Genomic DNA, 19,083 nt, shown 5'->3' with positions numbered 1-19,083 from the left:
TCTCCTATGCTAACCTTGGATTTACTTTGCTTACATTAATTTTAAACTGATTGATAGCATTAGTAATCACCGCTTTATCAAAATCATTACATTTAGATAATTCTACTAAAGCAGCAATAACTATATAAAATTCATTAATTTCAAAATAATTCCGCAAATTTGTTCTACTATCAGAACGTCCAAATCCATCCGTTCCTAACACACGAAAACTTATGCCAGGTACATAAGCTCTTACTTGTTCAGCAAAGAGTTTCATATAGTCAGTAACAGCAATAGCTGGTGAACTATTCATTATTTTAGTAATATAAGGAACTTTTTTATCTTTATTGTCTGGATGTAACAAATTCCATCGTTCGCAATCTTGTCCATTTCTAGCTAATTCAGTAAAAGATGTCACACTATAAACATCTGAACTCACATTATATTTTTGTAATAACATTAAAGCAGCTTTACAAACACATGGTAAAATAGATCCTGATCCTAATAATTGGACTTTTAGCTTGGTTTTTCCTATACTTTTTAACTTATAAATTCCTTTTCGAATTCCTTCTTCGGAACCTATTGGCATAGCAGGCATCATATAGTTTTCATTAAGTGTAGTAATATAATAATAAATATTTTCTTGTTTATCACCATACATTCTATTTAATCCATCATGAATAATTACTGCAAGTTCATACGAATAAGCAGGATTATAAGATATACAATTTGGTATAGTTAATGATTGAATATGACTATGACCATCTCCATGCTGTAAACCTTCTCCATTCAATGTTGTTCTACCTGAAGTTCCACCTATTAAAAAACCTCTAGCTTGTTGATCTCCTGCTGCCCAACATATATCACCTATTCTTTGAAATCCAAATATAGAATAATAAATATAAAAAGGAATCATAGGAAAATTATTGGTACTATAAGAAGTAGCCGCTGCTAACCACGAAGCGAAAGCGCCTAGTTCACTAATTCCTTCTTGTAAAATTTGACCTTGTCTATCTTCCTTATAAAATGCAAGTTGTTCTTTATCCTGAGGAATATATTTCTGACCATTTATATTATAAATTCCTATTTGACGAAATAATCCTTCCATTCCAAATGTACGAGCTTCATCAGCAATAATAGGAACTATTCTTTTTTTTATAGGAATAATCCTTAAAATAATATTTAACATACGTACGAAAGCTATTGTAGTAGAAATCTCTTTTTTCTGTTCAATCAAAAGCATATTGAAATCGCTTAATTTCGGTAGTTCAAGTTTTTCAGTAAAACGAGAAATGCGAAAAGGAAGATATCCTCCTAACTTCTTTCTCCTTTTATGAAGATATTTGTATTCTTTACTATCCACTTTAAAAGAAACATAAGGAAAAGAACCAAGATCTTTATCTTTTATCGGAATGCAAAATTTATCACGAATATTCCGTATAACTTTTTCATCAATTTGTTTTAATTGATGAGCAATATTTTTTCCTTCTGCAATATCTCCTAATCCATAACCCTTGATAGTATGTATCAATATTATCACCGGTCTATCAACGACATTATTAGCTTTTCTAAACGCTGCATAAACTTTTTTAAAATCGTGCCCTCCTCTGTTCAAATCCCAAATTTGTTCGTCAGTCATATTCTTTACTAAATGCATTGTTTCTTTATATTTTCCAAAAAAATGCTTTCTTACATAAGCTCCATTCTTAGACTTAAATGTTTGATAGTCACCATCTAAAGTCTCATTCATTAATTTTACTAATGTTCCAGTTGTATCTTTTTCTAACAACCGATCCCATGCACTACCCCAGATCACTTTAATAACTACCCAACCTGCTCCTCTAAAAATACTTTCTAATTCATTAATAATCTTTCCATTTCCCATTACCGGGCCATCCAATCTCTGCAAATTACAATTCACAATAAAAACTAAATTATCCAATTTTTCACGAAAAGCAATGGAAATAGCTCCTTTAGATTCTGGTTCGTCCATTTCTCCATCCCCTAAAAAAGCATATACTTTTTGATTAGATGTATTTTTCAAATTTCTATTTTGCAAATATTTTAAAAATTTTGCTTGATAAATAGCACATAATGGACTCAATCCCATAGATACTGTAGGAAATTGCCAAAAATTAGGCATACACTTAGGATGTGGATAAGAAGGAAGGCCATTTCCATTTACTTCTTGTCTAAAATTGTCTAATTGTTCTTGATTCAATCTCCCTTCAACAAACGCACGAGAATAAATTCCTGGAGAAATATGTCCTTGAAAATAAACTAAATCTCCACTATCTTTTTGATTGTAAGCACGGAAAAAATGATTAAAACATACTTCATAAATCATTGCTGCTGATTGAAAAGAAGACAAATGACCACCTAAATCTAAATTTTTTTTTGACGCACGAAGTACAATCATGATCGCATTCCATCTTATTACAGAACATATTTTATGCTCTATAAATAAATCTCCTGGATATATAGGCTCTTTTGAAACAGGTATAGTATTAATATAATCACTCGTAGTCTTATGTTGTATAACTTTTGAATTTTCTCGTTCTAACCTTTCGATAACTGATTGAACAATAAAATTTGCCCGTTCAATTCCTTCTTCACGAATTACTGATTCAATTCCTTGCACCCAATCGTCTGTTTCAATAGGATCGATATCATTAAACAAAAATTCTGTCATATTCCCCACCCTTATAAATTATGTATATAAACTATTAATTAATTTACTTTTTCGTAGTTATCAAAAGAATATATTAATATATCTAATTAAATCTTTAAAAAAATAAAATCTAAAAATTAATGATCCAATAAATAAAAATGTTTATTAAAAATTATTTCACTCATTACATCAGTACACATTAAAAAAATTAAAAAATATATTCTTACAATTAAATGTACATGCGTTACTCTACTTGAAACCATATATTATTAATTTAACTTTTGCATTACGATAATAAAAACTATAAACGAAATATTTAAAATAATAAAAATTTTTAAATAACTTTTGTATTCATACTAATTTAGTAAACATATCAAAATAGTCTATTTAAAAAAAACAATTTCATATTTCTTGATTATTAAATATTTTATTTTCTTGTTCAGAAACTTTTATAAACGTAGTACGTTTTGTTAGTTCTTTTAAACTCGCAGCTCCTACATAAGTACATGTAGAACGCAAACCTCCCAAAATATCACGTATAGTTTTTTCTACTGAACCACGAAACAATAATTTTACTGTTTTTCCCTCCACAGCTTTATATCCGGCTACACCTCCTATATAACGATCCATTGCCGATTTAGAACTCATACCATAAAAAATCATATATTTTTTTTTATTTTCTTCAAAAACAGATCCTTCGCATTCATTATGTCCTGCTAACATTCCACCCAACATAACAAAATCTGCTCCACCTCCAAAAGCTTTTGCTATATCTCCTGATACAATACAGCCACCATCACTGATGATTTGCCCACCCAAACCATGAGCAGCATCTGAGCACTCAATAACAGCAGACAATTGCGGATATCCTATAGCTGTTTTAATTCGTGTAGTACAAACAGATCCAGGGCCTATACCTACTTTGACTATATCAGCACCAGACAAAATTAATTCTTCTACCATCTCTCCAGTAACTACATTTCCTGCGCAAATAATTTTTTCTGAAAAACAGTCTCGTACTTTTTTTAAAAAATCAACAAAATGTTCAGTGTAACCATTAGCAGCATCTATACAAATATACTGTAATTGAGGAGACAAAGAAAAAATTTGCTTCAATTTTATAAAATCTTTTTCTGATGTACCAGTAGATACAATAACGTAATTTAATACCGAATCAGAAATACTACGTACAAAACGCTTCCAATGCGCATATGAATAATATTTATGCACTGCAGTTAATATATGAAATAGTGATAGTACTCGAACCATACTAAAAGTACCTATAGTATCCATATTAGCAGCAATTAAAGGAACACCCGTCCATAATTTTCCAGAATTTTTAAAAATAAAGCTACGAGTGAGATCCACTTGTGATCGACTTTGTAATATAGAACGTTTTGGACGAATAAGAACATCCTTAAACCCTAGCTTAATATCTTCTTCGATACGCATAAATTAATAATCTCTAATTTTAAACAAAACAATATTTTCTCTACTTTTAACAAGAAAACTAGTTTATAATTAATATCATTATCGCATAACAAAATTCATTTATAAAAATTTTAAAATAAAAAATTTTAAAATTAAATTTTATGACTTATATTGTAGCTCTTATTGGAGGGATTGGTAGCGGAAAAACTACCATATCAAATTTATTCAAGGATATTGGTATACGCATTATCGATGCTGATATAATTACAAGAAATATCTTAAAAAATAACAAAATTGTAATAAATGCAATTATAAAAAATTTTGGAGTTCGATTTTTAAAAACAGATGGATCAATAAACCGAAAACTTTTGAGAAATGATATATTTTCTTGTAAAACAAAAAAAATATGGCTAGAAAAATTATTACATCCCATAATTATTAATACTATGCAAAAAGAGATAAAAAGGGTTACATCTCCATGGTGTTTGTGGGTAGTTCCTTTGTTAATAGAGATGAAACTATGTAAATATACCAATAGAATATTATTAGTTGACGTACCTATACAACAACAACTAGAGAGAACCATAAAACGAGACAATGTTAATAAAATTCAAGCCAATCTTATTATTTCTTCTCAGTCTACTCGTCAAGAACGTCTATTAATTGCAGATGACATTATACACAACATTAATACAATACAATCTTTAAAAACATATGTAAAAAAATTAAATAAATATTATTCTGAACTAGCTAAACAATATAATTTTCTGAATTAAGTATTTTATACAACCGAAATACGTTTATGATAATTTAAAGAAAAATATTATTACATAAAAATATTCTTTACAAAAATAGCTTTTTGCATAAAACATTAAATACTAATTTTACGACTATAATAAGAAAAACAAACTATTTTTAGACTAATTTATTTTTATAAATATACATATATATTTACTTTTATAAACAAAAAATAATTTAAAAACGTAACGAAAAAATAGAAAAAATAATCAAAAATTTTAAATAACATCACTTTAAAATTTAACATTTCATTATAACAAATCTTGATCCGCAATATTATAACTTATGTTGATTAATTCTATCATGCATGATGATTTGTATTAAAAAAATTAATTTTAAATAAGATAGACACTACTTCTTTTTTTAATAATTTTAACATAGAAGAAAACATGATAAATGACTCTCTTTTATATTCTTGTTTAGGATCTTTTTGCGCATAACTTCGCAAATGAATACCCTGACGTAAACATTCCATAGCTGATAAATGCTCTTTCCAAAACATGTCTAATGTTTCAATCATTATTGATTTTTCAAGTTGGTTCATATTTTTTATTCCAACTAAATCCCGTTTTCTTTTATAACTAATATTAGCAAATTTTAAAATTCTCTTAGTTAATTCTTCTTCATACAACGTATTATCATCGTGCAACCATTGTACAATTGGACAAACTAAATTAAAATCATTATATAAGCATAATTCTAATTTAGATGTTTTCCATGTTTCTTTCAAAGAATCTTTTTTTATATATTTATTGATAACATCAATAAATATGTCATAGGAAATTCTTTTAATAACATCGTTAATATTTCCAGAATCAATTATACGATTTCTTTGATAATAAATAATACAACGTTGTTCATTTGCAATGTCATCATATTCTAGCAGTTGTTTACGAATATCAAAATTTTGGTTTTCAACTTTTTTTTGAGCATTAGCAATTGCTTTTGTAATAAAAGAATGAGTAATAGCTTCACCATGTTTTACCCCTAATGCTTTCATGATACTAATAATACGATCTGAAGAAAAAATTCGCATTAAAGAATCTTCCATAGACAAATAAAATCGAGAAGAACCAACATCACCTTGACGACCAGATCGACCTCTTAATTGATTGTCAATTCTTCTAGACTCATGTCTTTCTGTTCCTATTATATGCAATCCACCAGATTTTAAAACGAGATCATGTTCTTTTTTCCATTTATCTTTAATATCTTGTATTTTTTTCTCATTAAACGTCTTTCTCTTAATGAAGTTCAACACTAAACTACCACCTAATACTATATCCGTACCTCGTCCTGCCATATTAGTAGCAATAGTAACTGCTTTTAACTTTCCTGCTTGAGCAATAATATCTGCTTCTTGAGAATGAAAATTTGCATTTAAAACATTGTGTTTAATACCTAATTGTACTAAACGTTTAGAAATTAACTCAGATTTTTCAATAGATACTGTTCCTACTAATACAGGTTGATTTCGTTTAATACATGTCTGAATATCTTTTATAATTGCATCTATTTTTTCTAATTCAGTCATATAAATTAAATCAGGCATATCATTACGTATCATAGGACGATTTGTTGGTATAACAACCGTATCTAAATTATAAATAGAACGTAACTCCGATGCTTCTGTAATAGCAGTACCAGTCATTCCTGACAACTTATTATATAATCGAAAATAATTTTGAAAAGTAATTGATGCTAATGTTTCACTTTCACTTTTTATTTCTACTTTTTCTTTTGCTTCTATTGCTTGGTGTAAGCCATCTGACCATCTTTTTCCTTCCATAGTCCGACCAGTATGTTCGTCTACAATAACTACATTTTTATTCTGAACAATATAGTCTACATTTTTAAAAAACAAGTTATGAGCACGCAAAGCTGCTATAACATGATGCATTAAAACAATATTTTTAGAAGAATATAATGATTCTGCACTTTTTATCAAGTTTTCTTTTAATAACCACTGTTCAATTTCTACTAAACCTTTTTCAGTCAAACTAACTTGACGCTGTTTTTCATCAATTAAAAAATGTCCTATTCCAAAAGATATATCTGAATCTTCTTTTTTTTGAGATATTAGCTTAGGTATAATCTTATTAATTCTAAAATAGAGTCCTGAACTGTCTTCCAAATCTTTAGAAATTATTAGCGGTGTGCGTGCTTCATCTATTAATATAGAATCAACTTCATCTATCAATGCAAAATTTAAACTTCTTTGTACTCTATCTTTTTTATCAAAAACCATATTATCTCTTAAATAATCAAAACTATATTCATTATTAGTACCATATGTTATATCAGAAGAATAAGCTTTTCGTTTTAATTCAGGAGACATACCTGAAATATTGACACCAACTGTCAAACCAAGAAAATTAAACAAAATCTTATTATTATCAGCATCTCTCTTAGCAAGATAATCATTCATAGTAACAATATGAACACCTTTTCCTTCTAAAGCATTCAAATACGCTGGCAACGTAGCTGTTAAAGTCTTGCCTTCTCCCGTTCTCATTTCTGCAACACATCTATGATGCAATATAATTCCACCCAATAGTTGTACATCAAAATGACGCATTCCAAATACTCGTTTACTAGCTTCTCTAACTACAGAAAACGATTCAGATAATAAACTATTTAATGTATAACCGCTTTTCAAGCAGTATCGAAAAAAATCAGTTTTATTGCGTAATTCTGTATCTGATAATTTAGAAAATTTACTTTCTAAACTATTAATACGTTCTATTGTCTTTTGAATTTGTTCTAATATCCGATCATTACGATTACTAAATAATTTACTAAAAAATTTAATTATCATATTAATTTATGCTCACGTTTGAATAGAATATTAAAACATTATATTTTATATGAAATGTATTAAAACCACATAAAATATTGTATAAAATAAAATAAAACTATTTTTATTTGCTATCGAATTATAAAAATTATTTCAATATACCAAGTTGTATCAAATAAAAAAATGAATAAATTATTATTGTGATTTTACAATCAAATATTTCATTTAATATTTTATAATTACACATCTACTGTTACTGCAAACAATTTTAATAAACCTAATTACAAAAAACTATTCCGTTTTTATTCCATATCGGTAAATAACGATAAACATTATTAGATTGAATATTACATACTATGTTGCCTTTAAAATTAATACTGAATAAATTTACATCTATAGGAGGTATCAAAACAAGAGGTTGAGGTTGATGAAATTGTAAATAACGACGATAAATTTGCATTGCGCCAGAAGATCCATAAAATTTAGAAGATTCATTATTGTCTCTTCCAATCCAAATTATTACCACTTGTTTTCCATCAATACCAACAAACCAACTATCTACTAAATTGTTTGTCGTTCCCGTTTTACCTGCTAAAAAAGTATCTTTAAATAGCATCCCTAATTGCTTTGCAGTACCATACTTAACTACCGATTGCATAGCATATAGTGTCAAATATGCAGCTTGCTTAGAAATTATCCTTTCAGATTGAGGCAAACTACTGTATAATGTAATATCATCTTTGGACATTACTGATTGAATAGAAAATAAATTCGATTTATTTCCACCACTAGCTATAACTTGAAAAATTTTGGCTACTTCCATAGGAGTTAAATTAATTGATCCCAAAGATATAGCAGGACTAACAAGTAATTGATCATGATGTAAACCTAATTTTATCCAAGTTTCAACTAATTTTTTTAATCCCAATTTCATGCTAAGATTAACTGTAGGAACGTTAATTGAATGACTCAAGGCATCAATTAACATGACTTTATTCATAAATTTAAAATTACTATTTTTCGGTTTCCATATTTTTCCATTACGTAATTTTATAGTAATAGGTGTATCTGCAATCCAAGTACTTAAATTAAAATTTTCTGGCTGAGCTAAAGCAGTTAAATATGTTATAGGTTTAGACAATGATCCGATTGAACGTCGTGCTTGAATTGCTCGATTATATCCCAATGCATCTGGATTAGAACTACCTAACACACTTTGAATTTCTCCATTAACTCTATCAATAACAATGATCGCTGTTTCTAAATCTTTAAGATGTTTTTTTTTCTTTAATATAGGTATAATACTTCTTGCAGCATATTCTGCAGAAATTTGAGACATGAGATCTAATGTAGTAAAGATTTTTATTCCTGATAAATTGTTAATATCCTTACCTAATTTTTCTTTAAATTCTTTTTGAACAATTTGTATAAATGCAGATCTAGATGAAAAAATGCTACCTCGAGATTCAATATTTAAAGATTTTTTTACAAGAAAACTATACAAGTTTTTGTTAATAATATTTTGTTTAAATAACATGTGTAGAACTACATTACGCCGATTTAATGATAAAATAGGATTATTCCAAGGATTATACAAAGAAGCTCCTTTCATCATACCAACTAATAATGCATATTGATCCAAACTTAATTCATTTATAGGACGACCAAAATAGTATAAACTTGCTAACGGGAACCCTCTAATTTCGTTTTTACCATCTTGTCCTAAATAAACTTCATTCAAATACAACTCTAAAATTTGATCTTTACTATATTTCCAATCCATAATTAATGCCATATATATTTCATTAATTTTTCTCCAGAATGATCGAGTATTAGTTAAAAATAAATTTTTTACCAACTGTTGTGTTAGAGTACTTCCACCTTGAACAGTACAACCAGCATGGACATTAGCTAAAAAAGCACGAACAATAGAATAAATATTTATACCATCATGATTATAAAAATATCGGTCCTCTACAGTTAGCAATGCGTCAATTAACATCTGAGGATAATGTCGTCTAGATAAAAATAATCGTTGTTCCCCATTTGGAGAATTTAACATAGTAATGAGTTGAGGATCTAAACGCAATACACCAAAATTATGATTATTAGATAAATTTTTAATTCTTGTTAACATATTACGCGAAAAATACAATTTAGCATAAACTTTATCTTCTCTTCCATCAGGAAAGCAAAAAGGTCGTCTGATTAACGTTATACTACTCTCATCTACAATAAACTCTCCAGATGTTTTTAAAACAGATACATAGTTATATCGAATTCCTTTTAATATAGATATCATCTCTTGTTTAGTATAGTGATTTCCAGGTTCTAAAGTAATAACTCTACTGTATATTGATACAGGTAATTTCCATATTTTTTCATTAATAAAAAAACTTATTTTAGTATATAAAAAAAAGCCATATAGTATTATTGAAAAAAACAATAATAAAAACATCTTTATTAAAAAAATCGCATTTAATCTTATATTAATTTTATACATTACTAATAACCTTTACATCACATATAAAACTTTCAATATACTGTCAACATAATACCGATTTCAAAACATAGATTGACACTAATAAAGAACTATCATATGCCAGATTAAAATTATCATAAAAACAAAAATAATGTATTTATTCATATAAACATAAAAAAATTAATATCATAAATTCATACAAAATAACACATAAGTTTTTTATTACTTTAACAAGTTAATAAACAATGTCTTTGTCAACATTAATATGACATCGGTTTACATATAAAAAAAGGACCGATAGAAGTATTCGGCAAATTAAAAATACTAGGATACCGTACTTTAACTAAATATAAACCTTCTGGTTTAGCTGTGGGAGACGCTAATTTTCTGTCTCTAGACAATAGTAATTCTTCCATCCAATATTCACTATACTTGGATATACCGATATCGATTAGACATCCTACGATATTGCGAACCATACGATATAAAAACGAATTTGCTGTAATATCAATAACTACTAATCGATTTATGCTAAACACCTTTAAGGAAATAATTCTACGAATAGGTGTACATGACTGACAATCTACTGCTCTAAACGAAGTAAAATCATGTTCACCAATTAAACACTTAGCAGCACGATTCATTTTTAGTACATTTAATTCTTTATAAAAACTATATAATCCTTTTGAAAAGATAGACGAACGACACTGATAATTATAAATTATATAACGATATCTACGAGATAAAGCGCTATAACGCGCATGAAAAAATTCCGGAACTTTTTTTTTCCATAATACAGAAATATCTTTAGGTAAATATCGATTTACTCCGATTACCCAAGAACTATATTTTCTAATAGAAGAAGTATAAAAATGAATTACTTGCTCAGTGCTATGTACACCAGAATCAGTTCGTCCCGCACAATAAATATCTACTGAATGATTAGCTACAATTGATAATGCTATTTCTAACTTTTCTTGAATATTTGATACCGATTTTTGATATTGCCATCCATGATAATTACTTCCTTGATATTCAATACCTAATGCAATTTTTATACAATTATTTATTTTTTTCATTAAGTAATCACCTAAATTAGAATAAAAATGCATAATACCACTTTTATCTGAAATTAATATTTCACCAATTTCTATAATTATTTTAATTTAAAAAATGATTACTTTAAATACGAAATAAATTTATTTTTTAAAAAGTATAAAATTTACAATAAATTTATATTTTGATATTATCGACGTACTGTAAAACAAACACTTTTAAACACGAGATCAGTATTATATTATTTATGGTGTAATAACTATATAACATCAAAAAATAAAAAACTAAATGCACACATTTAATTCAAAATATTTGTTTTAAATTATACAGTTATAATTTTATTTTAAATATAATTAGTTCATAGGAATATATCATGCAAAAAGAAAAAGATAAAAAAGTATCTTCCTTGAGTATACTATTTATGGCAGGAGTGCAACCTTATGAAAATAAAAAAAACGAAAAATATATGAATACCAAACAAATCAATCACTTTAAAAAAATTCTTCTTGCTTGGATTACTCAGTTAAAAAACGACATACCTAAAAAAAAATTGTACACACAAGAAAAAACTACAAATTTTCCAGATCCAATTGATCGTGCTGTGCAAGAAGAAGAATTTAGCTTCGAATTGCGCCATCGAGATAGAGAAAGAAAATTAATAAAAAAAATAGAAAAAACTTTAAAAAAAGTAGAAGAAAACGATTTTGGATATTGTGAATCATGTGGAGTAGAAATTGGAATACGTAGATTAGAAGCAAGACCTACTGCTGATTTATGTATAGACTGCAAAACATTAGCAGAAATTAGAAAAAAACAAATATTAGGATAAAATTTATATAATATATTATAAGTGAGCGGGGGTATAACCCGTTTCACTTTAACACTATATTAGAACATTAAACAAGAAGTACACACTTTATCCTTATCAACGATACCCAAGTTATATTATACGATACCAAGCTATTTTAATTTTATTATACTTCTGATATAAAAACAACAATATAATTTAGTGTAATGGATTTTATAATTTATTATAAAATTATTTTAAATAAAGCAACTAATAAACATCTACGCGAGTTTTGGCTCTGTAATACTCATACTTGTTTCATAATAAAAAAAATAACACACACTTTAGCATGTATAATTTTAATATTTTATTTATATTAAATTGCAAATTAATAATATCATCATCATTATGATATTCTTAAAATAAATGTTATTCTAAATTTTATAAGATTTTTATTTTTTATTCAAAAAAATATCATTTCTACAACTAGAAAAAAAATAAATTTTATATTAAATATTAATAACTCAATATAAATTAGTCACAAAAATTAACGAACTACAACAATGCTATTAAAACTGTTTTACTACTGCTATTGTAATACTTTTTAACTAATTTTTTGTCTAATTTACCAATTTTTTATATTTAATTTTAATTGAACAAATGACTTAAATACTATTATTTTTTTATGTTATTTTTTATTATAACAATAATGTTAACACTCTAAAATATCACTAGTAATAATTAAAATGTAAACTCTATTTTGAAGATATATAATATAAAATATTTTAAAAAGTAAAATTTTTATTATATGAAAAAACATTTAATTAAATGTCTTGTATATTTCATGAAATAAAAAATATTTTTACTATAGATATGATAATATATTAAAATAATAAATTTATCATACACTATCATAATAGTTCAATACATTTTTAAATTAAAAATTATCATTAAATATAATTGATATACTTAAGAATAAAAATATACAATTTTTATTCAAAATATACATATATTAATTCCAAAATACATTTAAAATTAGTTCAAACTAAGCTATATACATAAAAAGAGCTTACTCTTTTGTAAAGTGTGGGCTTTTCTTATATATTTCTTCAGGAATACTATAAATATGAAAATACTTAAATTTGGTGGAACTTCATTAGCCAATGCAAAAAAATTTTTATCTGTATCGAAAATTATTAAAGCAAGTTTTGAAAAAGAACAAGTAGCTATTGTACTCTCTGCACCTGAGAAAGTAACTAATCTTTTAATTAATTCCATAGAAAGAGCTATTAGTAAAAAAAATACGCAATTAGATATATGTATAATAAAAAATATTTTTTCTAAGATAACTACTGATATATATGCAACAAATAGTAATTTTCCATACAAAAAAATCGCAGATATCATTGAACACAAATTTTTAAAACTTAAACATATTTTTCATGGAATAAGTTTATTAAACCAATGCCCTGACAATATTCGGGCCAAAATAATTTGCTTCGGAGAATTACTATCTATAGTCATCATGGATGGTATCTTAAAATCTGAACTTTACGAAATTACTATTATTGATCCAGTAAAAAATCTTTTAGCAATAGGAGAATATCTAAATTCTACTATCGATATTAACACTTCTACACAAAGAATCAATGCAATTAACATACCTAAAAATCATATTATATTGATGGCTGGCTTTATTGCTGGAAATAAAAATAACCAATTAGTTGTTTTAGGACGAAATGGTTCTGATTATTCTGCAGCTATTTTGTCTGTATGTTTGAAAGGACATGTATGCGAAATCTGGACAGATGTAGATGGAATATACACATGCGATCCTAAAACAGTAAAAAGCGCTAAATTATTAAAATCCCTTTCATATCAAGAAGCTATGGAATTATCTTATTTCGGAGCAAAAGTGCTACATCCTAAAACTATTGCTCCTATTTCAAAATTTCAGATTCCATGTTTAATTAAAAATACCGAAAATCCAAATTCTGTCGGAACAATAATATGCAAAAACCCAGACGACGCCAAAATGCCTATCAAAGGCATTGCGCATTTAAATGACATTGCTATGTTCAATGTATCAGGATCTGGAATACACAGCATGACATCAATAATATCTCGAATATTCTCTGCTATGTCTTTAAGTAAAATTGAAATAATACTTATTATGCAATCCTCTTCAGAAGCAAACATTAGTTTTTGCATATCTCAACACCATGCTAACACAGCGCGAAATATATTAGAAAATGAATTTCAGTTAGAATTAAAAAATAGACTATTAATGCCAATACAAATTGTAGAACGATTAACTATTCTATCGATTGTAGGATCAGGAATAGAGATACAAAAAAATGTCTTGTATAAAACGTTTTTAGCACTATCTAAAACTAATGCAAAAATATTGGCTATCGTGAAAGGATCATCCAAATATTCTATTTCAATAGTAATAGAAAACAATTTTTCCATATCTGGAATTAAAATAATCCATCACATATTATTTAAAAAACATCGTATTATCGAGTTATTTTTAATTGGTGTTGGCGGTGTAGGAGCTACTTTATTACAACAATTAAATAAGCAACAATGTTCACTAAAATCAAAAAATATCGATTTAAGAGTATATGGAATCGCGAATTCAAAAAGATTCTTAGTAAATATGAACGGAATTAATTTAAATAGTTGGAATCAATCTCTTTCTATGTCAACTCAATCATTTGAAATAAATGATTTAATACAAATATCTAAAAATAATACTTTGGTTAATCCAATTTTAGTAGATTGTACTTCTGACCAAAAGATAGCCCATCAATACCCTATATTGCTTAATAATGGATTTAATATAGTAACATCTAACAAGAAAGCTAATACATCTAGTTTAAAATATTATCAAGAAGTCAGACTAGCAGCATTATACGCTAATAAAAAATTTTTATATGAAACTAATGTCGGAGCTGGTTTACCTATAATAGAAAATTTAAAGAATTTATTACATTCTGGAGACAAATTAATACATTTTAGAGGAATCTTATCAGGGTCATTATCTTTTATTTTTGGAAAATTAGAAGATAACATATCACTTTCTGAAGCAACAAGACAAGCACAAAAACTAGGCTTTACCGAACCTAATCCAAAAGATGATCTTTCTGGAATAGACGTAGCACGAAAATTACTTATATTAGCTCGAGAAACTGGGCTAAAATTAGAATTAAGTGATATTAAAATTGATCCTATATTACCTAAAGAATTCAACTTCATTTCTAATACTAATGATTTTATGATACAACTAAAAAAATTAGATCAAATGTTTTTCAAAAAAATGGAAAAAACAAAAAAATCAGGAAAAACTCTAAGATTTATTGGAATTATTGAAAAAGGAGGGCATTGTCAAGTAAAATTAGATGAAATTGATAAAACAGACCCATTATATGAAATTAAAAATGGAGAAAACGCATTGGCTTTTTATAGTAAATACTATCAACCAATTCCATTAGTATTAAGAGGATATGGAGCAGGAAACAACGTTACTGCTGCTGGAGTTTTTTCTGACATACTACGAATATTGTTATAAAACAAAGGGTATAAATAATGATAAAAATTTATTCTCCTGCGTCAATTGGAAATGTAGGAGTTGGATTTGACGTATTAGGTGCTGCCATTGCACCAATAGATGGATCGTTTTTAGGAGATATTGTCACTATAACCCCTTCAAAAACATTTAATTTAATAAATAAAGGAATATTTTCAAATCAACTACCAACAAACATTAACAAAAATATAGTTTGGAAATGTTGGACTTATTTTTGTTCACTTTTAAAAAAAAACGTTCCAATTACTATAACCTTGGAAAAAAATATGCCAATTGGATCAGGACTAGGATCTAGTGCCTGTTCTGTTGTTGCTTCTATTATTGCCATGAATACATATTTTAATAATCCTATTAAAACAGCTGATCTTTTACTTCTTATGGGAAAAATAGAAGGGAAAATATCTGGTAGCGTACACTATGACAATGTTGCACCTTGTTTTCTAGGGGGGCTTCAATTAATAATTAATAAAAACAACGTTATATGCCAACAATTACCAATATTTAAAAATTGGTTATGGATTATTGCTTGGCCTGGAGTAAAAATAACAACAGCAGATGCAAGGACTATTTTACCTCTAAAATACAGTAAAGATATCTGTATCAAACATAGCCGTTATTTAGCTGGATTTATCCATTCTTTATATACAAAACAACCTAAATTAGCTGCTCAGCTCATGAATGATGTTATTGCTGAACCATATCGAATTAAATTATTACCCAACTTTTTAAAAACGCGACAAGAAATCAAAAAGATAGGATCTATAGGATTTGGAATATCAGGATCAGGCCCAACAATTTTCGCTATTGCTAATGATATAAAAACCGCAAAAAACATACAAACGTGGCTTCATAAAAACTATCTCCAAACTGATCAAGGATTTGTTCATATTTGTAAATTAGATGCCATAGGTACTCGACAAATAGGATAATGCATGAAACTTTATAATATCAAACACATAAGAGAAGAAGTTAACTTTTCAGAGGCTGTAAAACTTGGATTAGGAAAAAATCAAGGGTTATTTTTTCCAAAAGAACTACCGATAATCTCCAAAAATAAACTTTCAGAATTACTAGAAATGAATTTTCTTCAACGAAGCAGTGAAATACTTTCTATTATCATAGGAAATGAAATTGATAAATCAGAGTTATCAGAACAAATTAACGCAGCGTTTTCCTGCATCACTCCAATTATGGTACCAATTACAGAAAACATAGCTTGCTTTGAACTATTTCATGGACCTACACTTGCTTTTAAAGATTTTGGAGCAAGATTTATGGCTCAAGTTATTTCTTTTCTAAACCACAATAAAAACGACATTATAACTATTTTAACTGCTACATCTGGAGATACAGGAGCAGCAGTTGCTCACGCATTTTATAAAATGAAAAATGTTAGAGTTATAATTCTTTATCCTAAAGGAAAGATCAGTGAATTACAAGAAAAACTATTTTGCACGTTAGGAGAAAATATAACAGCTATTTCAGTTAATGGTAGTTTCGACGAATGCCAAAACTTAGTTAAACAAGCTTTTCAAGACTATGAACTAAAAAAATTAATAGGGCTTAATTCTGCAAATTCAATTAATATCAGTAGATTATTCGCACAAATATGTTATTATTTTGAAGCATTTTCTTTAATAACTGATGAACAAAAGAAAAATCTAGTTATATCTGTACCATGCGGAAATTTCGGTAATATCACTGCTGGATTATTAGCCAAATCTTTAGGACTTTCTATAAAATATTTTATAGCTGCTACAAATTCTAATGATACAGTACCAAGATTTCTTAATACAGGTAGATGGTCACCTAAAAATACTATATCAACTATATCTAACGCTATGGATATAAGCCAACCAAACAATTGGCCAAGAGTAGAAGAACTATATAAAAGAAAATCATGGTCCTTAAAAAAACTTGGATTTGGTAGTGTATCTGACCTATTAACAAAAAAAAGTTTGAGAGAACTTAAAGAGAAAGGTTACATTTCAGAACCACACGCAGCAATAGCATATCACTTATTAAAAAATAAAATAAAAGAAAACGAATTTGGTTTATTTTTAGGTACTGCTCATCCATCTAAGTTTAAAAATACTGTAGAACAAATATTAAATATAACTTTATCTTTACCTATAGAGTTAGAAAATAGAATTAAATTACCTTTATTATCACATAATATTCATCCTAACTTTCCTATATTAAAAAACTTTTTATTACAACAATAAAATATTATTTGTATATAGAGATACAATTTTTCTCTATATACAAAAAAAATAATGAGCATAAAACTCTATTAATTTTTTTTAAAACTATTTTTAAAATACTTGTTGCTGGAAATAATAATGTATTTTTATACTTTGTATAGAACATTAATGATATCTCCATCATTTATATAATAATTTTTTCCTTCCATTCTCATTTTTCCAAATTTTTTAACATTTTTTTCTCCTTCATATTTAATAAAATCAGAATATGCAATAACTTGAGCTCGAATAAAACCTTTACTTAAATCCGTATGAATACATTTTACTGATTTATAAATTTCAATATCACTTGTAGTAGTCCATGCACGCACTTCTTTTTTTCCAACAGTAAAAAAAGTTTTTAAGTTTAACAATGCATATCCAGAATTAGGAATAGCACTTAATCCTGATTCATCTAAATTTAACTCGCAACTATTTAAAATTTTTTTTTCGCTATTTCGAATATAATTATTATTTATCACATCCATATAAACCAACAATACGTTAGAATTGTCTTGTTTGGATAATTCATAAACTTTTTTAAGACATGCATTATTATTAGCATTTTTACTCATATTAACAATATACATCATTGGTTTTAACGTAATAAATTTTAAATAACTAATTACGTTTATTTCTTCTTGAGTTAAATTCAATAATTTTAAGAATTTATTTTTTTTTAAAAAGTCCAAACAACGATATAATATTTCAATTTCCATATCTAACGTATTTTTATTTAATAAATGACTTTTTTGAAGTTTTTTTATTCTATTTTTACAAATTTCAAGATCAGATAATATTAATTCTAAATTAATTATCTCAATATCTTCAATAGGGTTTACTTGACCATGTATGTGGACAATTTCATTATTTTTAAATCCACGTACTACATGAATAACTAAATCTGTTTGTCTGATGCAATTCAAGAATTTATTACCCAATCCTTCCCCTTTATAAGCGCCCTTTACTAATCCAGCTATATCTACTAATTCTATGTAAGTTGGAATAATACGGTTAGAATTGACTAACTTAGAAATAACATTTAAACGACTGTCAGAAACTGTAATCCTTCCAATATTAGGCTTAATAGTACAAAATGGAAAATTATCTGCTGATACTGTTGAATTTGTTAAATTATTAAATATAGTTGATTTGCCAACATTAGGTAATCCTACTAGTCCACATTTAAAACTCATAATGATACTTACCTTATCTATGTTAAAAATAAAATATTAAATTTTAAGATT

Annotated in this window: 11 protein-coding genes; 5 read left to right on the top strand and 6 right to left on the bottom strand. The window is 26.9% G+C overall.

Annotated features, from left to right (window positions below):
* Positions 1 to 4: 4 nt before the first annotated feature.
* Positions 5 to 2,671, bottom strand: coding sequence for a pyruvate dehydrogenase (acetyl-transferring), homodimeric type (gene aceE, locus U0T55_00935; protein ID XBC42984.1), 2,667 nt, complete (start codon positions 2,669 to 2,671; stop codon positions 5 to 7).
* Between the two features lie 381 nt (positions 2,672 to 3,052).
* Positions 3,053 to 4,102, bottom strand: a complete 1,050-nt coding sequence (locus U0T55_00930) for a GMP reductase (GenBank protein ID XBC42983.1) — start codon at positions 4,100 to 4,102, stop codon at positions 3,053 to 3,055.
* A gap of 140 nt (positions 4,103 to 4,242) precedes the next feature.
* Between U0T55_00930 and coaE the strand changes: the two genes are divergently transcribed.
* Positions 4,243 to 4,857 (top strand): dephospho-CoA kinase, encoded by a 615-nt coding sequence (gene coaE / locus U0T55_00925; protein ID XBC42982.1) that lies wholly within the window; start codon positions 4,243 to 4,245, stop codon positions 4,855 to 4,857.
* Positions 4,858 to 5,180: 323 nt separating this feature from the next.
* On the opposite strand, the gene secA is transcribed toward coaE, so the two are convergent.
* The 3 genes from secA to truA form a co-directional block, all read right to left on the bottom strand.
* Positions 5,181 to 7,697: a preprotein translocase subunit SecA gene (secA, locus tag U0T55_00920; GenBank protein ID XBC42981.1), complete on the bottom strand. Its 2,517-nt coding sequence runs from the start codon at positions 7,695 to 7,697 to the stop codon at positions 5,181 to 5,183.
* Between the two features lie 256 nt (positions 7,698 to 7,953).
* On the bottom strand, positions 7,954 to 10,179 hold the full coding sequence (gene mrcB / locus U0T55_00915; protein ID XBC42980.1) for a penicillin-binding protein 1B: 2,226 nt from the start codon (positions 10,177 to 10,179) through the stop codon (positions 7,954 to 7,956).
* A gap of 239 nt (positions 10,180 to 10,418) precedes the next feature.
* Positions 10,419 to 11,237: a tRNA pseudouridine(38-40) synthase TruA gene (truA, locus tag U0T55_00910; protein ID XBC42979.1), complete on the bottom strand. Its 819-nt coding sequence runs from the start codon at positions 11,235 to 11,237 to the stop codon at positions 10,419 to 10,421.
* Positions 11,238 to 11,587: 350 nt separating this feature from the next.
* Here truA and dksA point away from each other — a divergent pair, with 350 nt between their 5' ends.
* The 4 genes from dksA to thrC all read left to right on the top strand — a co-directional run bounded on the left by dksA (position 11,588) and on the right by thrC (position 17,818).
* Positions 11,588 to 12,043, top strand: a complete 456-nt coding sequence (gene dksA, locus U0T55_00905; GenBank protein XBC42978.1) for an RNA polymerase-binding protein DksA — start codon at positions 11,588 to 11,590, stop codon at positions 12,041 to 12,043.
* A 1,084-nt stretch (positions 12,044 to 13,127) separates the two neighbouring features.
* Entirely contained in the window at positions 13,128 to 15,575 is a 2,448-nt protein-coding gene (gene thrA, locus U0T55_00900; protein ID XBC42977.1) for a bifunctional aspartate kinase/homoserine dehydrogenase I, read from the top strand.
* Positions 15,576 to 15,592: 17 nt separating this feature from the next.
* The gene (gene thrB / locus U0T55_00895) at positions 15,593 to 16,522 is read left to right on the top strand and encodes a homoserine kinase (GenBank protein XBC42976.1); all 930 of its coding nucleotides are present in this window, start codon (positions 15,593 to 15,595) and stop codon (positions 16,520 to 16,522) included.
* A gap of 3 nt (positions 16,523 to 16,525) precedes the next feature.
* A complete protein-coding gene (thrC, locus tag U0T55_00890; protein ID XBC42975.1) occupies positions 16,526 to 17,818 on the top strand; it encodes a threonine synthase in 1,293 nt (430 codons plus the stop codon).
* Positions 17,819 to 17,943: 125 nt separating this feature from the next.
* Here the strand turns inward: thrC and ychF are convergent, their stop codons facing one another.
* Positions 17,944 to 19,032 carry a redox-regulated ATPase YchF gene (gene ychF / locus U0T55_00885; protein ID XBC42974.1) on the bottom strand — a complete coding sequence of 363 codons (1,089 nt, stop codon included), beginning with the start codon at positions 19,030 to 19,032 and terminating at the stop codon, positions 17,944 to 17,946.
* Positions 19,033 to 19,083 lie beyond the last annotated feature (51 nt).

Origin of the sequence: Buchnera aphidicola (Kaburagia rhusicola ensigallis) (assembly GCA_039830025.1) — a bacterium.
In the GTDB taxonomy this organism is placed as follows: domain Bacteria; phylum Pseudomonadota; class Gammaproteobacteria; order Enterobacterales; family Enterobacteriaceae; genus Buchnera_B; species Buchnera_B aphidicola_AW.
Note: the sequence above shows the minus strand (reverse complement) of the source record. Positions and strands in the feature narration are given on the sequence as shown.